Genomic DNA, 17,828 nt, shown 5'->3' with positions numbered 1-17,828 from the left:
GCCGTGAAGCCTGTTTTATGGCAAACGCCTTAATGCTGCCCTGGTGCTTTGACGCCCAACCAGTCCATCATGCCCTGCGCGGCGTGGCGCCCTTCCGCCATCGCGGTCACCACCAGATCGGCACCGCGTACCGCATCGCCCCCGGCAAAAATTTTCGGATTACTGGTCTGATAGCGATACTGGCTTTCGACACTGGCGGCAATGCGCCCCCAGTCATCAACGCGCACACCGTGGCGCTCCAGCCACGGCATCGAATGCGGGTTGAAACCAAACGCCATGATCACCGCATCGGCAGGCATAACAAACTCACTGCCTTCAATCGGCACCGGACGGCGGCGGCCTTTGGCATCCGGCTCGCCGAGCTGTGTGCGCAGCAAGCGAATGCCGCAAACTTTGCCGCTCTTATCCAGCTCAAGGTTGACCGGCTGGACGTTGAACTCAAACTCAGCCCCTTCATCCCGCGCATTTTTCACCTCTTTCTTCGAGCCGGGCATGTTGGCTTCGTCGCGACGGTAGGCGCAGGTCACTTTGCTCGCGCCATGGCGCAGTGCGGTACGGACACAGTCCATTGCCGTATCGCCGCCGCCAAGCACTACGACATTACGCCCCCTGGTGTTGATAAACGGCTCGTCGACGCTATCCGGCAGCCCCATTAACTGGCGGGTGTTGGCAATCAGGAACGGCAGCGCATCATAAACGCCCGGAGCGTCCTCATTTGGCAACCCGGCTTTCATGGAACGGTAGGTGCCAACACCCACAAACACCGCGTCGTAATCGCTGAGTAACGTATCCAGCGCGATGTCTTTGCCAATTTCGCAATTGAGTTCAAAGCGAATACCCATCGCGCTGAAAATTTCACGACGCCGCGCCAGCAGCGATTTATCCAGTTTAAAAGCGGGAATGCCAAAGGTAAGCAAGCCGCCGATTTCCGGGTGGCGATCGAACACCGTGGCGCTCACGCCATGACGAGCAAGCACATCCGCACAGGCGAGGCCCGCCGGACCAGCACCGATAATCGCGATGCGCTTATCCACCGCCGCAACCTGCTGTAAATCGGGTTTCCAGCCCTGCGCCAGCGCCTGATCGGAGATATAGCGCTCAATATTGCCGATCGTGACCGCGCCATACTCATCGCGTACCGTACATGCCCCTTCGCACAGCCGGTCTTGCGGGCAGACGCGACCGGTGATCTCCGGTAAGCAGTTGGTTTGATGCGAAAGTTCGACCGCAGCCGCAATATCGCCCTCTTTTACCCGCTCGATCCACTGCGGAATATGGTTATGCAGCGGGCAGGTCCATTCGCAAATGCTGTGGTCGCCGCACTTCAGGCAGCGCTCCGCTTCACGATTGGCCTGATCGGCGCGAAACGGCAGATAGATTTCATCAAAACCGCTTTTACGCGCCGCCAGTGGCAATTTATCTGGCTCACCGCGCGGCGGCGTTTTACGCATCTGCCGCACTTTGCGGTCGTTAAAGGCGGGAGTCAGCGCCGCAACACTGTGCCACGGCTGCGCCTCATGGCTGGCAGTTCGCAGACGGCGTGATTTCGCAAGCCCCGCCAACGCGTCGCTGTTCACCAGTAGCAGTGCATTGGCCGGGCAGTTCTGCGCACAGGCCGGCCCTTCCGCTCTGCCCTGGCAGAGATCGCATTTGTGCGCAGTGGCTTTTACCAGCCCGTCACCAGTTGGCGTGACCAGCACTTGCATGGTGCCAAACGGGCAAGCCACCACGCAGGATTTACAGCCAATACATTTTTGCTGATTGACCTGAATCGCCTCATCAACGCGGCTGATTGCGCCATTCGGACAACTGCGGGCACAGGGCGCAGCTTCACAGTGGTGGCAGGTCACCGCGCTGCGGTGCTGCTGATGTTTAATCACGGTGATCCGTGGGTGAAAATGGTCGGCGCTTAACACATGTTGCTCATTATTGTGCGCCATCACACACGCGACTTCGCAGGCACGACATCCTATACATTGCTGGCTATTCGCCATAATAAAACGATTCATGGCACCCTTCTTTTCTGGTTTAATAAACCTTATTTTTTATATGAGCATTGTATTTACCGGGGCTGCACGACACAGGCAATGTTCAATTGCCCAGAAAGGTTATCTATTTGTCACGAGCTTGTAGCAGATCAATTTATTTCAGGATTCCTGAAAAATTATTTCATTCGATGGACGTCCAGGCCGATGTTTACTGTACGTAACATCAGGATTGGGAAGCGCTGCAGTGATAGTCAAAAAACCTGTTTCAGGAAGCCTGGCCAGAGCCTTTTTCTCTCTTGTTTTACTGTCGCTGCTCTCCACCGGCGTGGCGCTCGTCACGCTTGCCAGCAGCCTGGACGACGCGCAAGCCATTAATATTGCCGGGTCACTGCGCATGCAGAGTTACCGTCTTGGTTACGAACTGCAAAAACAGACCGCCGAGCTACAGCCCCACCGCCAGATTTATCAGCAGACGCTGAACTCTCCCGTATTACAAACCCTGAACCACTGGTACGTTCCGCAGGAAGTGCAGCAACGTTATGGGCAATTGCACGAAAACTGGCGCCAGATGGAAAAACATCTGATTCAGGGCGACCAGCAGTGGTACGAACAAAATATCCAGGCTTATGTCGGGCAAATTGATTTGTTCGTGCTGGCGCTCCAGCACTATGCCGAACGCAAGATGATGCTGGTGGTCGCTATTTCGCTGCTGGGCGCAGCAGGGATTTTCACGCTGGTGTTTTTTACGCTGCGCCGTATTCGCCAGCGGGTCGTCAAACCGCTTAATAACCTGGTCGCCACCTGCCAGCGTATCCAGCAGGGGCAATTTTCCTTGCTGCCCCTCGATAACAAACTGGATAACGAACTGGGTTTACTGGCTTCAACGTTCGACAGTATGTCCGGGCAACTGTTTAAACTCTACCGCTCGCTGGAAACGTCGGTGGCGGAAAAAACCCGCGATCTGCATGAAGCTAACAGCCGCCTGGAGGTAATGTATCAGTGCTCACAGGCGCTCAATACCAGCCAGATAGACGCCCTCTGCCTGCACCACGTGTTGCAGATCGTTTACGATCATCAGGCCGCCTGCTTCCTGGAACTGGTTGTCGATGACAACTGGCGGATCCAGCAAGGGGAGCTTAACCCCGCACTGCCGGTGAACAGCTTGCCGGTAAATATGCAGGAGAACGTACTGGGTGAGCTGCGCTGGCAAAGCCACCAGCAGCCGCTCTCTGCGCCGCTGATGTGCAATATCGCCACCATTCTTGGACGCGGGCTCTATATCAACCAGGCGCAGAAACATTACCAGCAATTAATGCTGATGGAAGAACGCGCCACCATCGCCCGCGAGCTGCACGATTCACTGGCGCAGATGCTCTCCTATTTACGTATCCAACTGGCGCTGCTTAAACGCTCGGTGCCGGACGATAACGCCCCGGCACATCTGATTATCGACGACTTTTCGCGCGGTCTGAACAACGCCTGGCAGCAGTTACGTGAGCTGCTCACCACGTTCCGCCTCTCTTTACAGCAAAGCTCGCTACCCGCCGCGCTGCGTGAAGCGCTGGATGTCTTGCAAAGCCAGACCAGCGCGAAGCTGAATCTGGATTGTCGTTTACCCACCCAGGCGCTGGATGCGCAACAGCAAATGAACGTCTTACAAATTGTGCGCGAAGCGGTCATCAACGCGATTAAGCACGCGCAGGCCAGCGAAATCACCGTCAGTTGTGTGACCGATCCTGACGGGCTGCACTCGGTCTACATTCGTGATAACGGCATCGGTATGAACAGTACGCAGGAGCCCGCCGGGCATTACGGGTTGACGATCATGCGCGAGCGCGCTGAGCGCCTTGGTGGTGTGCTGGAAATCGTCTCACCGCCGGGAAGTGGCACGCAAGTGCAGTTTCGTTTTCCGTTACCGGCCAGCGCGGAGCGTCAATAAGTGTAAAGAATTTAAAGTAAATTGATTTTGTACAGGAGGAAATTTCGCTTAAGTTTCGTTATGCATAGTTATGCCTTAATCCGGCATGATAATTTACATTTTCTCCTTTTTTTCTCCACGATTGGTTTCTGCATTGCCGCTACATTGATGCAAGCAATGTCACTATAACGATGCGCAGCAATATGAGGTTTTATTTCTGATGGCGAATTTTTTTATTGATCGCCCCATTTTCGCGTGGGTGCTGGCGATCCTGATCTGTCTTACGGGGACACTTGCCATTATTTCTTTACCCGTCGAACAATATCCCGATTTAGCCCCGCCTAACGTCCGCATTACCGCTAACTACCCTGGCGCATCGGCGCAAACCCTAGAAAATACCGTTACTCAGGTTATCGAGCAGAATATGACCGGCCTCGATAATTTAATGTATATGTCCTCGCAAAGCAGCGCTACTGGGCAGGCGACGGTCACCCTCAATTTCAGCGCCGGTACCGATCCTGATGAAGCCGTACAGCAGGTACAAAACCAGCTGCAATCGGCGATGCGTAAACTTCCGCAAGCCGTGCAAAACCAGGGCGTCACGGTGCGTAAAACCGGTGATACCAACATCTTAACCATCGCGTTTGTCTCCACCGACGGGTCGATGGATAAGCAAGATATCTCCGACTATGTGGCGAGTAATATTCAGGATCCGATTAGCCGCGTAAACGGCGTTGGTGATATTGACGCCTACGGTTCGCAATATTCAATGCGTATCTGGCTCGATCCTGCGAAGCTCAACAGTTACCAGCTCACCGCCTCGGACGTCACCAGCGCCATTTCGTCGCAGAACGCGCAAATTGCCGTCGGGCAACTTGGCGGAACGCCTTCTGTTGATCGCCAGGCATTAAACGCCACTATCAACGCGCAGTCGCTTTTACAAACGCCGGAACAGTTTCGCAATATTACGCTGCGCGTGAATCAGGACGGCTCGGAAGTGCGTCTTGGTGACGTGGCGACGGTGGAACTGGGCGCAGAGAAATATGACTACCTGAGCCGTTTTAACGGTAACCCCGCTTCCGGGCTGGGGGTGAAACTGGCCTCCGGCGCTAACGAAATGGCAACGGCAGAGCGGGTGATTAACCGCTTAAACGAACTGGCCCCCTTTTTCCCGCACGGTCTGGAATATAAAGTCGCTTACGAAACCACCTCATTTGTTAAAGCTTCGATTTTCGATGTAGTGAAAACCCTGCTCGAAGCTATCGCGCTGGTGTTTCTGGTGATGTACCTGTTCCTGCAAAATTTCCGCGCCACGCTGATCCCCACTATCGCCGTGCCGGTCGTGCTGCTTGGCACATTCGCCGTGCTCTACGCATTCGGCTACAGCATTAACACCCTGACCATGTTCGCCATGGTGCTTGCCATCGGTCTGCTGGTGGATGATGCGATTGTGGTGGTGGAAAACGTCGAACGCATCATGACCGAAGAAGGGCTGTCGCCCAGGGAAGCGACACGCAAATCGATGGGGCAAATCCAGGGCGCGCTGGTGGGGATTGCGATGGTGCTGTCGGCGGTATTTGTACCGATGGCGTTCTTTGGCGGCACCACCGGCGCGATTTATCGCCAGTTTTCCATCACCATTGTTTCGGCGATGGTGCTTTCTGTGCTGGTGGCGATGATCCTCACACCGGCGTTATGCGCCACGCTGCTCAAGCCGCTGCATAAAGGGGAACTGCACGGGCAGAAAGGCTTTTTCGGCGCCTTTAACCGCATTTTCAACCGTAATGCCGATCGTTATGAAACCGCCGTCGGTAAAATCCTGCACCGCAGCCTGCGCTGGATTTTGCTCTATATGTTGCTGATTGGCGGCATGGTACTGCTGTTCCTGCGTCTGCCAACGTCGTTTCTGCCGCTGGAAGACCGGGGCATGTTTACCACATCCGTGCAGTTGCCGAGCGGGGCTACGCAACAGCAGACGCTGAAAGTGGTGCAGAAAGTCGAAGACTATTTCTTCACCCACGAGAAAGCGAATGTTGAATCGGTGTTTGCTACCGTCGGCTCCGGCCCCGGTGGTAACGGGCAGAACGTGGCGCGTTTGTTTATTCGCCTGAAAGACTGGGAAGCCCGCGACCCGAACAGCGGTAGCGCGTTTGCCATTATCGAACGTGCCACCAAAGCTTTTAGCCGTATTAGTGAAGCCCGCGTTTTCGCCAGCAGCCCGCCCGCTATCAGTGGTATGGGGAGTTCGGCCGGTTTTGATATGGAGTTGCAGGATCACGCCGGTGCAGGCCACGACGCACTGATGGCCGCCCGCGATCGTCTGATTGAGATGGCGGCGAAAGATCCGGCGCTGACCCGCGTTCGCCACAACGGTCTTGATGACAGCGCACAGCTGCAAATCGATATCGATCAGCGCAAAGCGCAGGCGCTCGGCGTGTCGATTGATGATATTAACAACACGCTGAAAACCGCCTGGGGCTCCAGCTACGTGAATGACTTTATGGATCGCGGCCGCGTGAAAAAGGTCTACGTACAGGCTGCGGCAAAATACCGCATGCTGCCGGACGATATCAACCTGTGGTATGTGCGAAATAGCAGCGGTGGAATGGTGCCGTTCTCCGCGTTTGCCACTTCGCGCTGGGAAACCGGTTCGCCGCGCCTTGAGCGCTACAACGGTTATGCCGCAGTCGAGATTGTCGGCGAATCCGCACCCGGCGTCAGCACCGGTACGGCGATGGATGTGATGGAGAAACTGGTTAGCCAGTTGCCTACCGGTTTTGGCCTCGAGTGGACCGCGATGTCTTACCAGGAGCGTCTCTCCGGCGCGCAGGCACCAGCGTTATATGCGGTTTCCCTGTTGGTCGTGTTCCTGTGCCTCGCGGCGCTGTATGAGAGCTGGTCTGTGCCGTTCTCGGTGATGCTGGTGGTACCGCTTGGCGTGATTGGCGCGTTGCTGGCAACCTGGATGCGCGGGCTGGAGAACGATGTCTACTTCCAGGTCGGGCTGCTGACGGTCATAGGCCTGTCGGCGAAAAACGCGATACTCATCGTCGAATTTGCCAACGATATGAATGCGAAAGGCGAAGATCTGCTGGTCTCCACGCTGCATGCCTGCCGTCAGCGTTTGCGGCCGATCCTCATGACCTCGCTGGCGTTCGTTTTCGGTGTGCTGCCAATGGCAACCAGCACCGGCGCGGGCTCCGGCAGCCAGCATGCGGTGGGTACCGGTGTGATGGGCGGGATGATTTCCGCCACCGTGCTGGCAATTTTCTTCGTGCCGCTGTTCTTCGTGCTGGTGCGCCGCCGTTTCCCGCTGAAAGCGCGCGCGCAGTAATTTCTGCATAACAAAAAGGCGACCTGCTGGTCGCCTTTTTCATGTGTCGGTGCACATTGTTATTTATTAAGCCGTCACTGCTTAATCGTTGATCAGGAAATTATTTACGAAGCATGCCTTCGATAAAGTCTTTCCAGTTCCCCAGTTCATGTTCAATCATAACTACCTCTCTTATTATTTTGGCAATTCTACTCAAACCCGTAACAACATTGAAGAGACGTTAATCAATTGCTTCAATCGCTATTAGCGGGGTACTTTTAATGCTTGCGATAACTATGAGCCGATGTCATGTCATTTACTGTGAATAACGGCAATATTCCATAAAAACTTTAGGGCCAAATGAAATGACGATCACATTGTTCGATAAATCAGCAATTGAAGAGGTGGACTGGCTGGCGTTAACGGCGCTTATTGCCGCAGGCGGACTTAATCAGCGCGACCCGCTACAAGTCGAGCAAGCGTGGCGCAACAGCACCTTTTGCTGGTTCGGCTACCATAACGGGGAACTGGTCGCCACGGCGCGTGCTATCAGCGATCTGACATGGGCCAGCTATGTTGCGGATATTGTGGTCGCGCCAGAAATGCAGGGCCGCGGTTATGGAAAACAGCTAATGTCTGACATTGTCAGAACATTATTACCGTTCGGTAAAACCTTTATTTATTCCGTACCGGAAAAGACCGGATTTTATCAACAATATGGTTTCCGTTTTTTAACCACTGGCATGGTATGCGCAACACCTGAAAGTTTATTCAAACTGGAACAGAGTGGTTATATCCGCTGAAATTTGCTTATCAGACTAATCACAGGCAAATTAAAATCCGTTATTCTAATTTCTTGTACAAATAACCAAAAATGAGACAAAAGGATTCACCATGATCACCATGTACGGTATCAAAAACTGCGACACCATCAAAAAAGCGCGCCGCTGGCTCGAAGCGCAGCGGGTGGAATACCATTTCCACGATTACCGCGCAGACGGTATTCATGCAGATTTACTGCGTACATTTGTTGATGAACTCGGCTGGGAAGCGCTGTTAAACACCCGAGGCACCACCTGGCGTAAGCTGGATGAAGCCCAGCGCGCAACCATCACCAGTGATGATGCCGCCATCGCGTTGATGCTTGAAATGCCTGCAATTATCAAACGCCCATTGCTCTGCGCGCCGGGTAAGCCTATGCTGCTGGGTTTCAATGAATCCAGTTATGAGAAGTTTATCAACGAGGTGTAGTTTATGTCGTGCCCGGTTATTGAGCTGACACAGCAGCTTATTCGTCGCCCTTCTCTGAGCCCCAATGACGCAGGATGCCAGGCGCTGATGATTGAACGTCTGCGCGCTATCGGTTTTACCATTGAGCCGATGGATTTTGGCGACACGCAAAACTTCTGGGCATGGCGCGGGCAAGGCGAAACGCTGGCCTTCGCTGGCCATACGGATGTGGTGCCGGCTGGCGATGCGGACCGCTGGATCAATCCGCCTTTTGAACCGACCATCCGTGACGGCATGCTGTTTGGCCGCGGCGCGGCAGACATGAAAGGTTCGCTGGCGGCGATGGTCGTCGCCGCCGAGCGTTTTGTCGCGCAGCATCCGCAGCATAAAGGCCGTCTGGCGTTTCTCATCACCTCTGACGAAGAGGCCAGCGCCACCAACGGCACTGTCAAAGTGGTCGACGCACTGATGGCACGTAACGAACGGCTGGATTACTGCCTGGTCGGCGAGCCTTCCAGTACGGAAGTGGTGGGCGATGTGGTAAAAAACGGTCGCCGTGGTTCAATGACCTGCAATCTGACGATTCACGGTGTTCAGGGTCACGTTGCCTATCCGCACCTGGCGGATAACCCGGTGCACCGCGCCGCGCCAATGCTCAATGAGCTAGTGGCGATCCAGTGGGATCACGGCAACGAATACTTCCCGCCGACCAGCATGCAGATTGCCAATATCAAAGCCGGAACCGGTAGCAACAACGTTATCCCTGGCGATCTGTTTGTGCAGTTCAACTTCCGCTTTAGTACCGAGCTGACCGACGAAATGATCAAAGCTCATGTGCAGGCGCTGCTGGAAAAACATCAGTTGCGTTACAGCGTGGAGTGGTGGGTTTCCGGGCAGCCTTTCCTGACAGGGCGCGGCAAGCTGGTGGATGCGGTGGTCAATGCTATTGAGCACTATAATGAGATCAAACCGCAGTTGTTAACCACCGGCGGCACGTCAGATGGCCGTTTTATCGCGCGTATGGGCGCGCAAGTGGTTGAACTCGGGCCGGTGAACGCCACCATTCACAAGATCAACGAATGTGTGAACGCGGCGGATTTGCAACTGCTTGCCCGTATGTATCAACGCATTATGGAACAACTCATCGCCTGATGGCCTGGAGGATGACATGGACTGGCTGGCAAAATATTGGTGGATTCTGGTGCTGGTGTTTTTACTTGGCGTACTGATTAATGTGATCAAAGACCTGAGCCGGGTCGATCACAAAAAATTCCTCGCTAACAAGCCGGATCTGCCGCCGCATCGTGATTTCAACGACAAGTGGGACGATGACGACGACTGGCCGAAACAGGATCAGCCGAAAAAGTAAGCCTCACATTATTCACCCCCTTTCGGGGGTGAATTTTTTACTCATAAAAATTCGACAATATTGTCGTCATTCGGCTTGCCACCGCTTAACGCTTCATCGAAATAGTGCTTCGGCACGGTGTAGCGCAAATGTTTGAGCGCCAGCTCAATACTGCGATCATCAATGGCATGGCCCAAATCATCGACAATATCCAGCGTGATATCGCCGCCCAGCGTTTGCACTGCTTCCAGCGCCTTCACCGCCCAGGCCAAATCGATAACCCGGTCTTCACCGCCGTGAATCAGGTGAATGGTTTGTGCCGTGGAAACCGCCTGCGGCAGCGTGGCATAACGCCCGTTGAAGGCAATGACACGCGAGGCCAGATCCGGCTGCGCCTTCAGCCCTTCCAGCGCCATAATCGCCCCCTGCGAAAAGCCAATCAGCGCCGTGGCTAATGCGTTTACACCGCTTTGCTGCTGCCAGTAGCGCACGACGTCAATAAATTGCGGCATCACAGCATCGATACGTTGCTGACGATTTTCTTCCGTCACGCCTGCCACGGAAAACCACTGGCGGGCGGGTGGTGCACCGCAGGCTTCGACGCCGCCAATACTGACGATCAGCGCATCGGGAAAGTGCGGTGCAAACCAGCTGCCGATTTGTCCCATGGAGACCGGGTTATCGCCAACGCCATGAAACAACAGCAGTAATTGTTTTGCCGGGGATGGCGGATTTTGTACAACGAAATGGTCATGTTTCATGGTTGTCTCCTTAAATCGTTGAGTGCAGTTTACGCCCGGGAGCCATAATGACCATGCCATTTAACTGAATGAGTTAGTTAAAAAAATTGCAGTTTCTGCACCTGTGTTTTCAGATTGAGCGCGCGATCAGCATCCAGGTTAAAGAGCGCCTGTTCACACTCCTGGCGCTGAGATAACAGCAGCGCTTTACGCCCGCTCAGCGATAAACGCTGACATAACGCCTGTTCGCTTTCGCCATCGCTTACCCGCCCTCGTAATGCCGGCAAAGGCAAATGCGTTTGTGCCAGCAGACGACATAACGCGCCAAAAGCCGCCGAAAATGGTCGATGTGCAAAAGCAAAACCGGCCAGCTCCAGCCAGTCCTCTTCACTAAGCGTAGTCGACTGAACAACAGGCAGAGACAACGTTTCCTCGCGCCAGTCGGCAAGCCAGGGCAGATCGCGCGCCAGCCGGGTCTGTTCCCGCACCCGCAAGGCTTCGCCAGCCGCCGTCAGCGGGAGTATCGCCATGGCGGTAAGACAACCGCTGCTCGCTTCGCGATGGCTGCCAAGGCGCACCAGTGAAAAACCGCAGCGCTGCCAGAAGCGCCATAACTCTGGCGTATAGCCAAAACTGACAGAGAGGTAATCACACGTCGTTGTTTGCGCCCGCGCATGGGCGATGAGCGCACTGCCAATCCCTGTCCGCTGGCAAAAAGGATGCACAGCAATGCGGCTGATGCGCCGCCCGCGCAGGGTTGCCGCCAGCGGGCTACCGCCGTGCGCGGCCAGCGATTGCGCGACCAGGTTACCACGCGGGCGACGAAAACCCGCCCACACCGCCTGGCTAAGCCCGGCACTTAACCCACCCTCTTCCACCAGCCAGAGCGCGGCAACGGTCGTTTTTGCCCGGCAAGCCTGCCAGAAATGCTGCCCTGGCGCATCCATCATGCGTCGCAGATCGAGCGGTGACGTGCGGTAATGGGCGCTCGCCAGCAGACGATAAATCGCCGCCGGGATCGCCGGCGCCTCTCGCCAGGCCTGCGCCGGTAGCGGTTGCATGGTGATGTCACCTCTCGGCGGTTCCGTGACAGGTTCATCGTCAAACAACAACAGAGCGCTAATCACCTGCTCCAGCGGGCAGTCCGGCGCCCAGCGCAAAGGCGTGGAGAGCGTGTAATGGCGTAACTGCGGAAACCCGGCGCAGAACTTCAGCAAAAAACCCTGCCCGGTGCCTTCATAACCCTGAACAGTGGTGGTGAGCAATACACGGGGGAAAGCAGAAACCAGCGCATGCAGCAGCGGGCCAGGCATGGCGGCGGCTTCATCCACCACCAGCCAGCCGGGCTGCGCTCCCTGCGCCGTTATTTGCTGGAGTAACGCATCCGGGGCGATAAAGTTGAACCGCTCCCCAGCGTAGTGCGCCAGCACATCGGTGGCGGCGCGCGCAGGTGCGGTGACCGTGACAGGCTCAGATATGCGGGTAATATGCATCCCTGCCAGCGCTGATTTTCCTCGCCCGCGCGGTGCCGTTACCACCGCGACACCTGGTGGCATGTGCTGAAGTTGCGCGAGGATCTGCGCCTGCTCGCGCTCGGGTGCACCGGTTGCCGCGTGCCATTCAGCCCGGGGAAAAAAGTCCGGAAGAGAAAAAGGGGATGTTTGCTGCCACACCACGGTTTGTGGATCATTACGGAGCGTACGGCAAAAGTGATCAACAAAAACCGGGGTTGGAATCGGCTCGGCGGTGTCGCTCCAGCGCAGGCTGTCTGCATCCGGCTGCTGCGGCCACAGCGCGAACGGCGGTGTGAGTAACACCAGCCAGCTACCGGCCGTGAGCGTCCCGCCAAGCGCGGCGAAAGCGGCGACATCAAATCCTTCACGCGCATCGAACACCGCATGACGGAATTCCCGTCCGAGCAGGGTGGTTAATGCACGGGGTTGAATGTGTTGTGGCCAGCCGCTGTTTTCACCCACCCACAGCCAGTCGCCGGGAAGGGAGTCGCGCAGTGTGCTCGCCTGCGCTTCACTCCACACAGGCGCACCGGCAATGACCAGCAAGCGACGGATCCCTTCCTGCGCCATGCGGGCGCTCAGTTCAATCAGTTGTTGCATCACGAGGCGATTACAGCTGCCCGCTGAATGTATTGCACTGCGCCGGATCGCCGCTGTCCATTCCGCGTTTGAACCAGGTGTAACGCTGTGTCGAGGTGCCATGCGTAAAGCTATCCGGGAATGCGACGCCCTGGCTGCGCTGCTGTAAGCGGTCATCACCAATGGCTTGCGCGGCGTTTAACGCCTCTTCGACATCGCCCGGCTCCAGCACGCCCTGCTGCTCCATGCTGTGCCCCCAGACGCCTGCATAGCAATCTGCCTGCAACTCCATGCGTACCGACAAGGCATTTGCCTGCTGTTGCGTGGCGTTTTGTTGCAGGCCGCGCACTTTAGCTTCCGTTCCCAGAAGTTTTTGCACGTGATGACCGACTTCATGGGCAATTACGTAGCCCTGAGCGAAATCACCGCCCGCGCCGAGCTTGTTTTTCATCTCATCGTAAAAAGAGAGATCGATATAAATTTTGCTGTCTGCCGGGCAGTAAAACGGCCCCATGATGGATTGCCCGGTACCGCAACCGGTATGGGTGCTGCCACGGTACATCACCAGCGTCGGCTGCTGATAATGTCGCCCCATTTTTTCAAACAGTTGGCCCCAGGTCTCTTCGGTAGTGGCGAAAATGACGCGGGTAAAATGCGCAGACTCATCCTCGTGCGGGTTCGCGGCGCGCTGTTGTTGCGTGGGTGGGCTAACCGGTTGCCCGGTCAGTAAACTGGTGAGATCAACACCGTAATAGCTCGCGACAATCACCACAAACAGCAGGATTATCCCACCCTTGCCACCCGGTAAACGAAACCCCGGCCCGCGCATCGACGGCCCACCCGACTCATTACGTCGGTCTTCTACGTTGTCACTCTCTCGACGGCCTTGCCAGCGCATAACTACCTCACTATCCCAATGATGGACTCAGTGTATATATGATCGTAGGCGCAGAGGGAAGGATTAGCACAGGAAAAAAGTGAGGAAATCCGGAGGATGCGGGCACCCTCCGGAGGTCAGGCAGGGTGAAAATCAGTCCAGTTTCACGCCAAGACGGTGCGCCACGGCTTCATAGGCTTCAATCAGGCCGCCAAGGCTCTGACGGAAACGGTCTTTGTCCATTTTATCCAGCGTCTCTTTGTCCCACAGGCGGCTGCCGTCCGGGGAGAACTCGTCGCCGAGTACCACTTCGCCTTTAAACAGGCCAAATTCCAGTTTGAAATCAACGAGGATCAAACCGGCGTCATCAAACAGTTTGCTCAGCACGTCGTTGGCTTTGTAGGTCAGCTCTTTCATGCGCGCCAGATTTTCTTTATTCACCCAGCCGAAGGTTTCGCAGTAGGATTCGTTCACCATCGGATCGTGCATCGCATCGTTTTTGAGGAACATATCAAACAGCGGCGGATTCAGCTCAATGCCCTCTTCAATGCCCAGACGTTTCACCAGCGAGCCTGCCGCACGGTTACGAATCACGCACTCTACCGGCACCATATCCAGTTTTTTCACCAGACATTCGGTATCTGAAAGCAGCGCTTCCATCTGGGTCGGGATACCCGCTTCTTGCAGCTTGGTCATAATGAAATGGTTGAACTTGTTGTTCACCATGCCCTTACGATCGAACTGTTCAATGCGCGCGCCATCCCCTGCTGACGTATCGTTACGGAATTCGAGCACCAACAGGTCCGGGTTTTCCGTACTGTACACGGTCTTCGCTTTGCCGCGATACAACTCAGCTTGCTTTTGCATCTTCATTACTCCAGGTGTGATTACAAGGCTAATTTGGCTATTTTACGCTGACGCACACGTTTGCGTCACCATAATAAAAAAAGGCCGGAAGATCCGGCCCTGAGGATTATCGGTTAAACGCCGCCTGGAAGGCTGCGACTAACGCGTCGTTCTGCGATTGTGTCAGCGTGTGGCCTTTTGGATCGATGAACTGAAGGCTGCTACGGTTATCGAGATCGCCGACCTGCAGTTTATAGTCGCCGGAGGCCAGACCCGGATCGCGCGCGCCCAGTTCCTGCCAGCTGCTGTCAGACAGCGGCTTGTAGGTCACGGCAATGCTGCCCGTTGAGCGGGTGCTGTCGGTCACTTTCATGCCCACTTTTTCCAGCACGGACGGCAGACGCTGCCACACCACGTTAAACGGACCACGCACCACCAGCATCGGCAGACCGGTATCATCGGCAGCGCTCTGGACATTCAGCGTAGAGACGCTGCGGTTTTCCGCCGCGTTTTGCGCGTCAGTTGCGGTTTTATCCAGACCGGAGGAGATAACGTTCAGCATTTCGGTGCTGTAACGCTGCAGCGACGCGGCGTCCGCAACCGGTTTGCCCGCCTGTTCCAGATTCACCAGCTTGACGACAACCGCCTGCTGGTAACCCTGCGGTTTCACCGAGATTTGATAACGACCACGATACTGCTGATCTTCATCCAGACGGTTCCAGTCAACCCAACCAGTGGTCAGGGTTTGCGTGGCATCGTCACGTTTGTCGATGCTGTAGTCTTTCCCCTGAAGAATGCTGACGACCTGCGGCCACAGCGTGCTGTTGCGGCCGTTTTCGACCATCAGCGTCGCGGTGTCACCGGTAAACTGGGTGCGCGCACCGCTCACCAGCGCCAGCGGCTGCGCTGGCGGACGAATGTCCAGCGCTTTACCTACTGCGCCACTGCCGTTAGCAACAGGAATGGTGTAATCACCGTTTTGCACCGGGAGGATCATCCCTGCGGGCGCGTGAAGTTCAGCAAGCGGAGCCGCATCCAGATAGGATTCGTCACCGCTAACCTGACGCTTATAACGTGAATCGGAACTACAGGCGGCGAGCAACATCACAAGTGAAACACCCGCTACCTTCGCCAGGCGCGACTTCTGTACTGAGTAAGCCATCAAATCTCCCTAAACTTTACAGCAGACCGGCATGCTTAAGCGCAGTGCGGACAACGTCACGACCGTGGTCGGTGATGGGTGTCATCGGCAGACGCAGCGTGTCGGTTGCTACAAGCCCCAACTCCATACATGCCCATTTGACTGGGATCGGATTGGGTTCGACAAATAGTTTGTTGTGTAACGGCATCAAACGCTGGTTGATCACGCGTGCTTCGGCGTAATTCCCCTCGGCCGCCAGTTTGCACATGTCAGCCATATCACGCGCCGCCACGTTGCTGGTCACGGAAATCACACCGTCACCGCCGAGCTGCATAAAGTCCAGCGCGGTGGCATCGTCGCCGCTCAGCAGAATAAAGTCGTCTGAAACCAGCTCTTTGATCTGGTGAACACGACTTAAGTTCCCGGTCGCTTCCTTAATACCGATAATATTTTTAATTTTCGCCAGGCGACCCACGGTTTCCGGCAGCATATCGCAGCCGGTACGCGACGGCACATTATACAGAATTTGCGGCAGGTCAGTATGTTCGGCGATGGCTTTAAAATGCTGGAACAGCCCTTCCTGAGTCGGGCGGTTGTAGTAAGGCGTAACGGTCAGGCAACCCACCACACCGCTGTCGTTGAAACACTGGGTCAGGCTGATGGCTTCTGCGGTAGCGTTCGCGCCCGTCCCGGCAATCACAGGGATGCGCCCGTCGGCCAGTTCAACCGTCATCTTCACCACGTCGGCATGTTCATCATGGCTCAGCGTGGCGGATTCACCGGTAGTCCCTACCGAAACGATCGCCGTGGTTCCGTTGGCGACATGGTAATCAATCAGTTTTTTCAGGCTTGACCGGCAGACTTTACCTTGCGAATCCATCGGCGTGATAAGCGCGACAATACTTCCCGTGAACATGGGCCATCCTCTGTGCGAACAAGATTCTCAATGGTACGTGCGGTGCCGTCAGAAAAGCAAGAGACCTGAGGCTCTGTGGCGGTTGTATGCCGGTTTTTTTTATGCTTTCCTTATGATTACCTCATGTTTGACAGGAAGCTCAGGTTTGACAACCTCATCACAACACTTTTTGGTTATCACTGCGCTGGGGGCCGACCGGCCTGGCATTGTGAACACGATCACACGCCACGTCAGCAGCTGCGGCTGTAATATCGAAGACAGCCGTCTGGCGATGCTGGGGGAAGAGTTCACGTTTATAATGCTGCTTTCGGGTTCGTGGAACGCCATCACCCTTATCGAATCGACGTTGCCGCTGAAAGGCGCCGAGCTGGATTTGCTGATTGTGATGAAACGTACCGATGCCCGTCCGCGTCCTGATATGCCAGCCACCGTGTGGGTGCAGGTTGAAGTCCCCGATTCGCCCCACCTGATTGAGCGTTTCACTGCGCTTTTCGACGCACACGAAATGAATATTGCGGAGTTAGTCTCCCGTACACAGCCCGGTAATCTTACCGTTGCGCCAACGTTATTTATCCAGATAACCGCTCATAGCCCCGCGTCACAGGACGCGTCAAATATTGAGCAGGCGTTCAAAGCCCTATGTACAGAATTGAACGCGCAAGGCAGTATAAACATCGTCAACTATTCCCAGCATGATGAACAGGATGGAGTTAAGTAATGAATCCACTGAAAGCCGGTGATATCGCACCGAAATTTAGCTTGCCCGATCAAGACGGTGAACAAGTAAATTTGGCCGACTTCCAGGGACAGCGTGTTCTGGTCTATTTCTACCCGAAAGCCATGACACCAGGCTGTACTGTCCAGGCCTGTGGCCTGCGCGATAACATGGATGAGTTAAAGAAAGCGGGTGTGGAAGTGCTGGGTATCAGCACCGACAAACCAGAGAAACTTTCCCGCTTTGCCGAAAAAGAGCTGCTCAACTTTACGCTGCTCTCTGATGAAGACCACCAGGTCTGCGAGCAGTTTGGCGTCTGGGGTGAAAAAACCTTTATGGGTAAAACCTACGACGGCATCCACCGTATCAGCTTCCTCGTGGATGCTGACGGTAAAGTTGAACATGTGTTTGATGACTTCAAAACCAGCAATCACCACGACATCGTGGTTAACTGGCTGAAAGAGAACGCCTGACAGTAACGCACCTTTTCTCAGGGCGGCCCTATCGGGTACGCCCTTTCCTTTGCCGCCCCCCTGCAAATAGTTGACCACGATCACACTTCCCACCCTGATGTCGACACTTGTGCCGACAGGTTAATTTTCGCTCTACGCTGACCATCACTTTTGTTCGCCCCTCGATCCTCAAAAATTCACAACCATTTGAAATTTAACGATTTATAACTTTGGCACAGCTTATGCTAAAG

16 protein-coding genes are annotated in these 17,828 nt (G+C 55.2%); 8 read left to right on the top strand and 8 right to left on the bottom strand.

The features are described from left to right. Positions 1-29 precede the first annotated feature (29 nt). Entirely contained in the window at positions 30-2,009 is a 1,980-nt protein-coding gene (gene aegA / locus AAIG26_RS07575) for a formate-dependent uric acid utilization protein AegA (RefSeq protein WP_343180394.1), read from the bottom strand. 223 nt (positions 2,010-2,232) lie between these two features. Here aegA and narQ point away from each other — a divergent pair, with 223 nt between their 5' ends. Further along, positions 2,233-3,927 carry a nitrate/nitrite two-component system sensor histidine kinase NarQ gene (gene narQ / locus AAIG26_RS07570; RefSeq protein ID WP_160269217.1) on the top strand — a complete coding sequence of 565 codons (1,695 nt, stop codon included), beginning with the start codon at positions 2,233-2,235 and terminating at the stop codon, positions 3,925-3,927. Positions 3,928-4,126: 199 nt separating this feature from the next. Further along, complete coding sequence (gene acrD / locus AAIG26_RS07565) at positions 4,127-7,240, top strand: multidrug efflux RND transporter permease AcrD (RefSeq protein ID WP_343180393.1); 3,114 nt, start codon at positions 4,127-4,129, stop codon at positions 7,238-7,240. A gap of 100 nt (positions 7,241-7,340) precedes the next feature. Here the strand turns inward: acrD and ypfM are convergent, their stop codons facing one another. Next, positions 7,341-7,400 (bottom strand): protein YpfM, encoded by a 60-nt coding sequence (ypfM, locus tag AAIG26_RS07560; protein ID WP_100181659.1) that lies wholly within the window; start codon positions 7,398-7,400, stop codon positions 7,341-7,343. A 184-nt stretch (positions 7,401-7,584) separates the two neighbouring features. Between ypfM and AAIG26_RS07555 the strand changes: the two genes are divergently transcribed. From AAIG26_RS07555 to AAIG26_RS07540, 4 genes are all read left to right on the top strand, one after another. Further along, entirely contained in the window at positions 7,585-8,022 is a 438-nt protein-coding gene (locus AAIG26_RS07555; protein ID WP_045510320.1) for a GNAT family N-acetyltransferase, read from the top strand. Between the two features lie 91 nt (positions 8,023-8,113). Beyond that, positions 8,114-8,470: an ArsC family reductase gene (locus tag AAIG26_RS07550; RefSeq protein ID WP_343180392.1), complete on the top strand. Its 357-nt coding sequence runs from the start codon at positions 8,114-8,116 to the stop codon at positions 8,468-8,470. Positions 8,471-8,473: 3 nt separating this feature from the next. Further along, positions 8,474-9,601 (top strand): succinyl-diaminopimelate desuccinylase, encoded by a 1,128-nt coding sequence (gene dapE / locus AAIG26_RS07545; RefSeq protein WP_305735352.1) that lies wholly within the window; start codon positions 8,474-8,476, stop codon positions 9,599-9,601. Positions 9,602-9,617: 16 nt separating this feature from the next. Next, a complete protein-coding gene (locus AAIG26_RS07540) occupies positions 9,618-9,818 on the top strand; it encodes a YpfN family protein (RefSeq protein WP_017458940.1) in 201 nt (66 codons plus the stop codon). A 41-nt stretch (positions 9,819-9,859) separates the two neighbouring features. Here the strand turns inward: AAIG26_RS07540 and ypfH are convergent, their stop codons facing one another. From ypfH to dapA, 6 genes are all read right to left on the bottom strand, one after another. Further along, complete coding sequence (ypfH, locus tag AAIG26_RS07535; protein WP_343180391.1) at positions 9,860-10,558, bottom strand: esterase; 699 nt, start codon at positions 10,556-10,558, stop codon at positions 9,860-9,862. Between the two features lie 77 nt (positions 10,559-10,635). After that, the gene (locus AAIG26_RS07530; RefSeq protein ID WP_343180633.1) at positions 10,636-12,651 is read right to left on the bottom strand and encodes a GNAT family N-acetyltransferase; all 2,016 of its coding nucleotides are present in this window, start codon (positions 12,649-12,651) and stop codon (positions 10,636-10,638) included. Positions 12,652-12,661: 10 nt separating this feature from the next. Continuing rightward, on the bottom strand, positions 12,662-13,528 hold the full coding sequence (locus AAIG26_RS07525) for a neutral zinc metallopeptidase (protein ID WP_044489442.1): 867 nt from the start codon (positions 13,526-13,528) through the stop codon (positions 12,662-12,664). A 132-nt stretch (positions 13,529-13,660) separates the two neighbouring features. Next, positions 13,661-14,374 (bottom strand): phosphoribosylaminoimidazolesuccinocarboxamide synthase, encoded by a 714-nt coding sequence (gene purC, locus AAIG26_RS07520; RefSeq protein WP_017458944.1) that lies wholly within the window; start codon positions 14,372-14,374, stop codon positions 13,661-13,663. Positions 14,375-14,480: 106 nt separating this feature from the next. Then, on the bottom strand, positions 14,481-15,515 hold the full coding sequence (gene bamC / locus AAIG26_RS07515) for an outer membrane protein assembly factor BamC (protein WP_343180389.1): 1,035 nt from the start codon (positions 15,513-15,515) through the stop codon (positions 14,481-14,483). Between the two features lie 16 nt (positions 15,516-15,531). Continuing rightward, positions 15,532-16,410, bottom strand: a complete 879-nt coding sequence (dapA, locus tag AAIG26_RS07510; protein WP_045510336.1) for a 4-hydroxy-tetrahydrodipicolinate synthase — start codon at positions 16,408-16,410, stop codon at positions 15,532-15,534. Between the two features lie 145 nt (positions 16,411-16,555). Here dapA and AAIG26_RS07505 point away from each other — a divergent pair, with 145 nt between their 5' ends. Together AAIG26_RS07505 and bcp are read left to right on the top strand one after the other, a co-directional pair. Next, positions 16,556-17,128, top strand: coding sequence for a glycine cleavage system transcriptional repressor (locus AAIG26_RS07505; RefSeq protein ID WP_017458947.1), 573 nt, complete (start codon positions 16,556-16,558; stop codon positions 17,126-17,128). Next, a complete protein-coding gene (bcp, locus tag AAIG26_RS07500; RefSeq protein WP_020454679.1) occupies positions 17,128-17,598 on the top strand; it encodes a thioredoxin-dependent thiol peroxidase in 471 nt (156 codons plus the stop codon). Before AAIG26_RS07505 ends, bcp begins: the two co-directional genes overlap by 1 nt. Positions 17,599-17,828: the final 230 nt, after the last annotated feature.

The organism is Kosakonia sp. PSU_27 (assembly GCF_039409795.1).
GTDB lineage: Bacteria > Pseudomonadota > Gammaproteobacteria > Enterobacterales > Enterobacteriaceae > Kosakonia.
The sequence above is the reverse complement of the archived record's forward strand: the minus strand, read 5'-3'. Positions and strand labels throughout refer to the sequence as shown.